The sequence below is a fragment of the Rhizobium sp. 268 genome, from assembly GCF_036571585.1.
GTDB classification, from domain to species: Bacteria; Pseudomonadota; Alphaproteobacteria; order Rhizobiales; family Rhizobiaceae; genus Rhizobium; species Rhizobium redzepovicii.
Map to the genome: position 1 here is coordinate 58,487 of NZ_JAPPSO010000021.1, position 6,503 is coordinate 64,989.

A 6,503-nucleotide genomic window follows, 5' to 3' on the forward strand; every position below is an offset into this window, starting at 1 on the left:
CTGTCACTCGTCTCTGGGAGAACTGAGTTTCTGGGAGCGCGCGAAAGATGCTGGTTAGGCGACTGGAGTTGGAGCGGGATCACTGGCCAGTCTTCGCCGAGTGCGGAGGAGAAGATGTTCATGGCCGAAAAGGATTCGACATTCACTAGCACCTTGCGCCGGGCGCACGCGGGCGATCAGCCAGGACGCCAACCGGTCCCGCGTTGCAGGTAGAATAAAAATGTCGGGCTCTCCACGGACGCGAGCAGCGGCTGCGTGTGGATCTCCGTTTGCCGTTGGCACCATGCCGGAGATGTGAACAGATTGAAGTCCTTCACCAAGGTGGGGGGAAGGTGATCTGGAATGGTATAGCTCTTCACTGTGTGTTCTCCTTCTGCAACCACCGTCTGATTGGTGCCTTCGAAGAAGGCACCCTTGGCGTCTCTTCACGAACCAGCTACCTTGGCGAGCGCCCGCTTCTCGCGGCGGCGCTGCACCGAAGAAGCGATATTCATCGCCTCCCGGTATTTCGCAACGGTGCGGCGTGCGAGATCGACGCCGCCCTTCTTCAGCATGTCGACGATATCGTCGTCGGAAAGCACCGCCTCCGGGCTCTCCTGCAGGATCAGCGCGCGGATCTTGTGACGCACGGCCTCGGCCGAATGGCTGTCGCCGCCGGCGACGGCGCTGATCGAGACGGTGAAGAAATATTTGAGTTCGAAGAGGCCGCGCGGCGTCAGCATATATTTGTTCGACGTGACGCGGCTGACGGTGGATTCATGCATCTTGATTGCCTCGGCGACCGTTTTCAGGTTCAGCGGGCGCAGGTGATCGACGCCGTGCAGCAGGAAGGCGTCCTGCTGGCGGACGATTTCGCTTGCCACCTTCATGATGGTTTTTGCCCGCTGGTCGAGGCTGCGGGTCAACCAGTTGGCGCTCTGCAGGCAATCGGAGAGGAAGGCGTGGTCCTCGCCGTTCTTCGTCACACGGGAAAAATAGGACTGGTTGACCAGCACGCGCGGCAGCGTATCCGGATTGAGCTCGACCAGCCAGCCGCCGTCCGAGGCGGACCTGACGACTACATCCGGCGTGATCGCTTCGGAAACACCCGCTTCGAAGCCGCTGCCGGGCTTGGGATTGAGCTGACGGATCTCGCCGAGCATGTCCAGAAGATCTTCCTCGTCGACGCCGCAGAGCCGCTTCAACGTGGCAAAGTCGCGCCGGGCCAGCAGTTCGAGGTTTTCGACCAGAGCCTGCATGGCCGGGTCGTATCGGTCCTTCTGCCTGAGCTGGATCGCCAGGCATTCGGCGAGGCTACGGGCGAAAACACCCGGCGGATCAAGGCTCTGGAGCGTAGCAAGCACGCGCTCGGCCTGTGCGAGGCTCGTGCCCAGCCTCTCGCCCGCCTCGACGATATCGGCCTGCAGATAACCACAGTCGTCGAGCTGGTCGACGAAATTCTGCGCGATCAGCCGGTCGGCCATGTCAGGCAGAACGAAGGGGATCTGCTGGGCGAGATGATCGCGCAGCGACACCTGGCCGGCGACGAAATCGTCGAGATCGTAATCGGCGCCCTCGCCGCTGCCCGGCATCGATTTCCACTGGCTGACGAGCTCCGGCGCATCGAGGCGCTGCGGGGCACCGTCATCAGGAAAGACATTGCTGTAATTGGTGTCGAGTTCGTCGTTCAGCCGGCTGGTGCTGGCGCTGCCGCCATAGTCATACCAGTCGCTGGAAAGCGCATCCTCACGATTGTCGGTGCCATCATCCGCGCCGGCATCTTCCGTTGAGTGGCTGAACCGCTCGTCATCGCCTGCCGTGTACTCGTCGCCCGTCTCGCCGTCGTTCGCAAATTCGAGCAGCGGGTTCTTCTCCACTTCCAGGGCGATGAACTGGTTGAGTTCGAAATGCGTCATCTGCAGCAACTGGATGGACTGCATCAATTGCGGTGTCATCACCAGGGACTGGGTCTGACGCAGGAAAAGGTTTGCCGACAAGGCCATGGAAACCTCCTGGTCGTTAGGAAAATGTTGTCAGGTCAAGGTTCGGACTACCGAATGCCTCGCCACAGGCGGCAAGGGAGACGGAGAAGAGCAGTGTGCCCACAAGAGCGATTACTTTCATCGAAGGATCCCCCATTTTCGGTGAACACTGGATCATCGGCATGGCGTGTCTGCGGGTAGGCAAGCGCTTACTCTCAGGCGCGGTGTTGGTGGCTATACGATTACAACTTATCCCTCGGGACATTCCGAACTCCAATAACGCTTGAAAGCTCAGTTCCGCGAGCAAGAGCGATGCCAGTTTGAGAATCCTCACCTTTCCAACTGGGCATGCTGTTGGTTGTCCGCTCTAGACATCTTTGCTGCAGGTTTTCGTCGGAGACGCGACAGGGCCACTCGGCAGACCTTGTCGGTTGGGAAAAATGGTGTAATCGGCGTCGACTTCCTCACTCAGCCGACTGGTGCTGGCATTGTCAGACCATTCGCTGGAGAGCGCGCCGGTCCGGTTGTCGTAACGATCGTCTGCGCCGGCGTCCTCCGGCAAGCGGCCGAACTTCTCATCGTCGCCTGTCTCCCCGTCGTTCGATTGAAATTCGAGCGGCGGGTTCTTCTCAACTTTCAGGGTGATGAACTGCTTGAGTTCGAAACGCGTCATCTGCAGCAACTGGATGGCTTGCATCAGTCGCGGTGTCAGCACCAAAGAGTGCGTCTGACGGAGGAAAAGATTGGCAGAGGTCATGGGGAAATCTCCTCGGTCCGTTAGTGGGACATGATGTGAGTCTGACAATTCTTCGGGCAGACGCGGGCGCAGGCGCCGCAACCGATACATCGGCCGGGGTGATCGACAATCATCAGCAATCGATCGACCTCATCATCGTCTTCTCCATCACCGTCACCAAAAATTTCGCCCGAGTCGGTGATGCCGCAAAGGTGCATGACGTCACGCGAACAGACTTTGAAACAGCGGCCGCAGCCAATGCAGCTTGCGTCTATCTGGCTCAGATATTCCGGGAGCCATCTAGATCCGTCGCGGCTTACGAATGAATCCGGCATAGTGTTCTCCTGTGCAGCGAGGTCTTTTTGCGTAATGCCGACCTAGCATTGCTCTTGAAGGTCGGCTCAGAGCCTTTGAGACGGGCGTTTGAGACATGGATGCCTTTCCTGTGAACAGGTCTCACGGATCGCTATCATGGTATTCCTCTTCAGCCGTACACCAGGATTAAGATCCAGGAGCTCGGCTGCTTCCAAAACGCGCCTTAGGGTATTTTCAAGCACCGAGGCCATAGCCCCTCCTTCACAGGTTGGGAGACTTACATGTCAGCGGCCAGACGTCCCTTGGCTCCAACCGAATGTATTTTTGTGTCTCGGTTGGTCCTAGCACTCGTCGTGCCAGGCCGATGGCGCCCTGATTAACCTGGGGATTTCGGACCAGTCCGCTCTCGCGAGGGGCTCCACAGTGCGGCAGCTTTGTCAGCTTTGCGAGAGCGGGTGTCTCCATGCGCTTGGCAAGACGCAACGCTGATTCCGAGATCGTTTAACCGCCGCTAACGACTGAAGATATGCCTCGCGGCCTGTTGGATTCGGCGAGCGTGATGCACATGTCGTCGCCCGTTAAACCACCGCATTTGATCGCGTGAATCTCAGCGCGGAGCAGAGCCTCCGGTAAACCATAGCCATCCAATCTTGAACCGCCCCGGGTTTGCCGGAGGCTCCAACTTCTGAGAAAGTGGAGCCATGACAAACAAGACAACAAACAAATTTTCACCTGAAGTTCGCGCCCGAGCGGTGCGGATGGTTTTGGATCACGAAGGCGAGTATTCCTCGCGTTGGGCGGCGGTGTCCTCGATAGCGGCCAAGATCGGCTGCACGGCGCAGACGCTCGATGAATGGGTGAAGAAGGCGGAAGTGGATAGCGGCTCACGTCCCGGCATTCCGAGCGACATGGCCGAGAAGATGAAGGCTCTTGAGCGGGAGAACCGTGAGCTTCGTCAGGCCAACGAGATATTGCGCAAAGCCTCTGCTTATTTTGCGATGGCGGAGCTCGACCGCCCACTGAAGCGATGATTTCCTTCATCGATGAACACCGTGGGGTGTTTGGGGTCGAGCCGATCTGCAGGCTGCTGCCGATTGCCCCGTCCACCTATTACGAGAACATCGCCAAGCGTGAAGACGTGGACCGGCTTTCGGTCCGCGCCCGCGGTGACATTGCTTGGAAGATCGAGATACGCCGGGTGCTCAATGAGAACTTCCAGGTCTATGGCGTGCGGAAAGTCTGGCGGCAGTTGCAGCGGGAGGGCTTCGATGTCGCCCGGTGCACCGTTGCTCGTCTCATGAGAACGATGGGGCTTCAGGGCATCATTCGCGGCAAGCCCGTCAAAACCACTGTGGCGGACAAGGCCGCCCCTTGCCCGCTCGACCGGGTCAATCGCCAATTCAAAGCGCCGAGGCCGAACATGTTGCGGCTTTCCAACTTCACCTACGTCGCAACCTGGGCTGGCTTCGTTTACGTGGCGTTCGTCATCGACGCCTTTGCCCGCCGCATTGTCGGCTGGCGAGTAAGCCGGACCCGCCCATGCCGGGTTTGTCCTCGATGCCTTGGAACAGGCTCTTCATGAACGGCGTCCCGTTCGTGGCGGCGGCCTCGTCCATCACAGCGATCGTGGCGTTCAGTACGTCTCGATCAAATATTCCGAGCGACTGGCCGAGGCAGGTATCGAGCCTTCGGTCGGAAGTATCGGTGACAGCTACGACAATGCGCTCGCGGAAACGATCAACGGCCTCTACAAGGCCGAGGTCATTCATCGGAGAGGGCCGTGGCGCAACTTCGAAGCGGTTGAATTCGCCACCCTGGAATGGGTTGACTGGTTCAACCATCGACGGCTTCTTGAGCCCATCGGCAACATCCCGCCTGCCGAAGCCGAGGAGCAGTATTATGCCACCCTGGACGAACCAGCTATGGCCGCATAACTTAAACCAAATGGCCTCCGGCAAACCCGGGGCGGTTCAGTTGTATGGTCGTCACTACTGCCATGAACGCGCCGTAGAAATTGAACACGTTGATGCACAGAAGCGCGTAGACGATCAGCACATACAAGATCGGCGAAAAACTACCGAACAGCATAGCAAGACTACCACCGGAGTTGTCACTGAAGGTCGGGATCTGTACCGCCAGCAGCGCACCCAGGAGCATCATCGCGAAGAGTGCAACAGCGATGCCCGCGAAGGTGTACCAGAACACCTTCTTCGAAGAAACATTGCTCGGCAGGGCGATGTCACGTTGTAGGCAACTTAACGGGTGGCGGGTAATACGGTTGAGATGACCTCATCGACCATCAGCTACAAGCACCACCGATTTCCACCGCAGATTATCGCCCGTGCGGTCTGGCTGTATTTCCGGTTCCCGTTGAGCCTGCGGCTGGTCGAGGAAATGTTGCTGGAGCGCGGCATCGTCGTTTCTTACGAAACGATACGGCGGTGGTGCCGCAAATTCGGGGCGGCCTACGCCAAGCAGTTGCGTAGAAAGAAGCCGTCGCGGAAGGATATCTGGCATCTGGACGAGGTCGTGATTTCCATAGGCGGCCGAAAACATTGGCCGTGGCGTGCTGTCGACCAAGACGGCTACGTTCTCGACGAGATCGTCCAGACCCGCCGCGATACCAAGGCTGCCAATCGATTGCTGGTCAGGCTGCTGAAGAAGCAGGGTCTGTCGCCGAAGCGCATCGTCACCGACAAACTGCGCTCATACGGCGCGGCAAAACGGGATGTAATGTCCGGCGTCGAACATCGATCGCACAAGGGCCTTAACAATCGCGCAGAGAATTCTCACGTGCCGCTTCGAAAACGAGAGCGGATGATGCAGGGCTTTCGATCCGTCGGAGGTTTGCAACGTTTCATCTCGGTCTTTTCAGCAGTCCGAAATCTTTTCGTCGCGCCGCACCAGAGACACTCAGCCCTAGCCACCGATATTCATCGGATCCGCGCCATGGCGCAGTGGAAAGCCGTGACCGCTGCAATTGCCTGAGTTTACCGACAAGCGACTTTTCGGCCGTTGATCAAACAACGTGACATCGCCACCGCTACAACTCCGTTCACAGTCTGGGCGGCGAGCAGAGTGTTGCTGACGCTGAAGCCAAAATAGATGAACATCACGAAAAGCATTGGGAAGATCGCACCAAGCACCCCGAACTGCGCTCGAGACTGGATCATCTGAGGGATGCCAAGCCGCGGACCCTGCACGGAATGGGATGCTACAAGGATTGTACCGATTGAAACGACGACAACAATCGAAATGACGGCCCAGAACAGGTTCAAGCCCATGCTGACCAGAAGCGCTCCTGTTACAAGCGAGGTCAAGTTGACATTTGCCCCAAACCAGACCGGAAACAGATCACGTTCTTTTCCGTATCGTTCTGCCTCAGGTATAAAGTCGATCGTACGCTGCTCAATTTCCATAGCTTTAGCCCGCATCTCTCACAGCGCCTGTGGCTTTGGTTGACGTTGGGCTGTTGGCGGCGGTCGGGGCCG

4 protein-coding genes, 3 pseudogenes and 1 other annotated feature are annotated in these 6,503 nt (G+C 58.2%); of the genes and pseudogenes, 2 read left to right on the forward strand and 5 right to left on the reverse strand.

The genetic code is table 11. From position 1 onward, the window contains the following. Positions 1-425: 425 nt before the first annotated feature. The 3 genes and pseudogenes from rpoN to fdxB form a co-directional block, all read right to left on the reverse strand. Complete coding sequence (gene rpoN / locus OS035_RS29590) at positions 426-1,982, reverse strand: RNA polymerase factor sigma-54 (protein ID WP_331814548.1); 1,557 nt, start codon at positions 1,980-1,982, stop codon at positions 426-428. Positions 1,983-2,391: 409 nt separating this feature from the next. Then, positions 2,392-2,718 (reverse strand): annotated as a pseudogene (locus OS035_RS29595) (RNA polymerase factor sigma-54); the annotation flags it as partial. Positions 2,719-2,738: 20 nt separating this feature from the next. Beyond that, positions 2,739-3,032 carry a ferredoxin III, nif-specific gene (fdxB, locus tag OS035_RS29600; RefSeq protein ID WP_331814550.1) on the reverse strand — a complete coding sequence of 98 codons (294 nt, stop codon included), beginning with the start codon at positions 3,030-3,032 and terminating at the stop codon, positions 2,739-2,741. Between the two features lie 681 nt (positions 3,033-3,713). Here fdxB and OS035_RS29605 point away from each other — a divergent pair. Next, positions 3,714-4,946 (forward strand): annotated as a pseudogene (locus OS035_RS29605) (IS3 family transposase). Further along, positions 3,998-4,114: a sequence feature (AL1L pseudoknot), on the forward strand. It overlaps the preceding pseudogene by 117 nt. A 1-nt stretch (position 4,947) precedes the next feature. On the opposite strand, the gene OS035_RS29610 reads toward OS035_RS29605, so the two are convergent. Continuing rightward, on the reverse strand, positions 4,948-5,217 hold the full coding sequence (locus OS035_RS29610; protein ID WP_331814552.1) for a hypothetical protein: 270 nt from the start codon (positions 5,215-5,217) through the stop codon (positions 4,948-4,950). Between the two features lie 31 nt (positions 5,218-5,248). On the opposite strand from OS035_RS29610, the pseudogene OS035_RS29615 reads away from it, so the two are divergent. Beyond that, positions 5,249-6,000, forward strand: a pseudogene (locus OS035_RS29615) (IS6 family transposase). Positions 6,001-6,002: 2 nt separating this feature from the next. On the opposite strand, the gene OS035_RS29620 reads toward OS035_RS29615, so the two are convergent. Next, positions 6,003-6,431 (reverse strand): cytosine permease, encoded by a 429-nt coding sequence (locus OS035_RS29620; protein WP_331814554.1) that lies wholly within the window; start codon positions 6,429-6,431, stop codon positions 6,003-6,005. Positions 6,432-6,503: the final 72 nt, after the last annotated feature.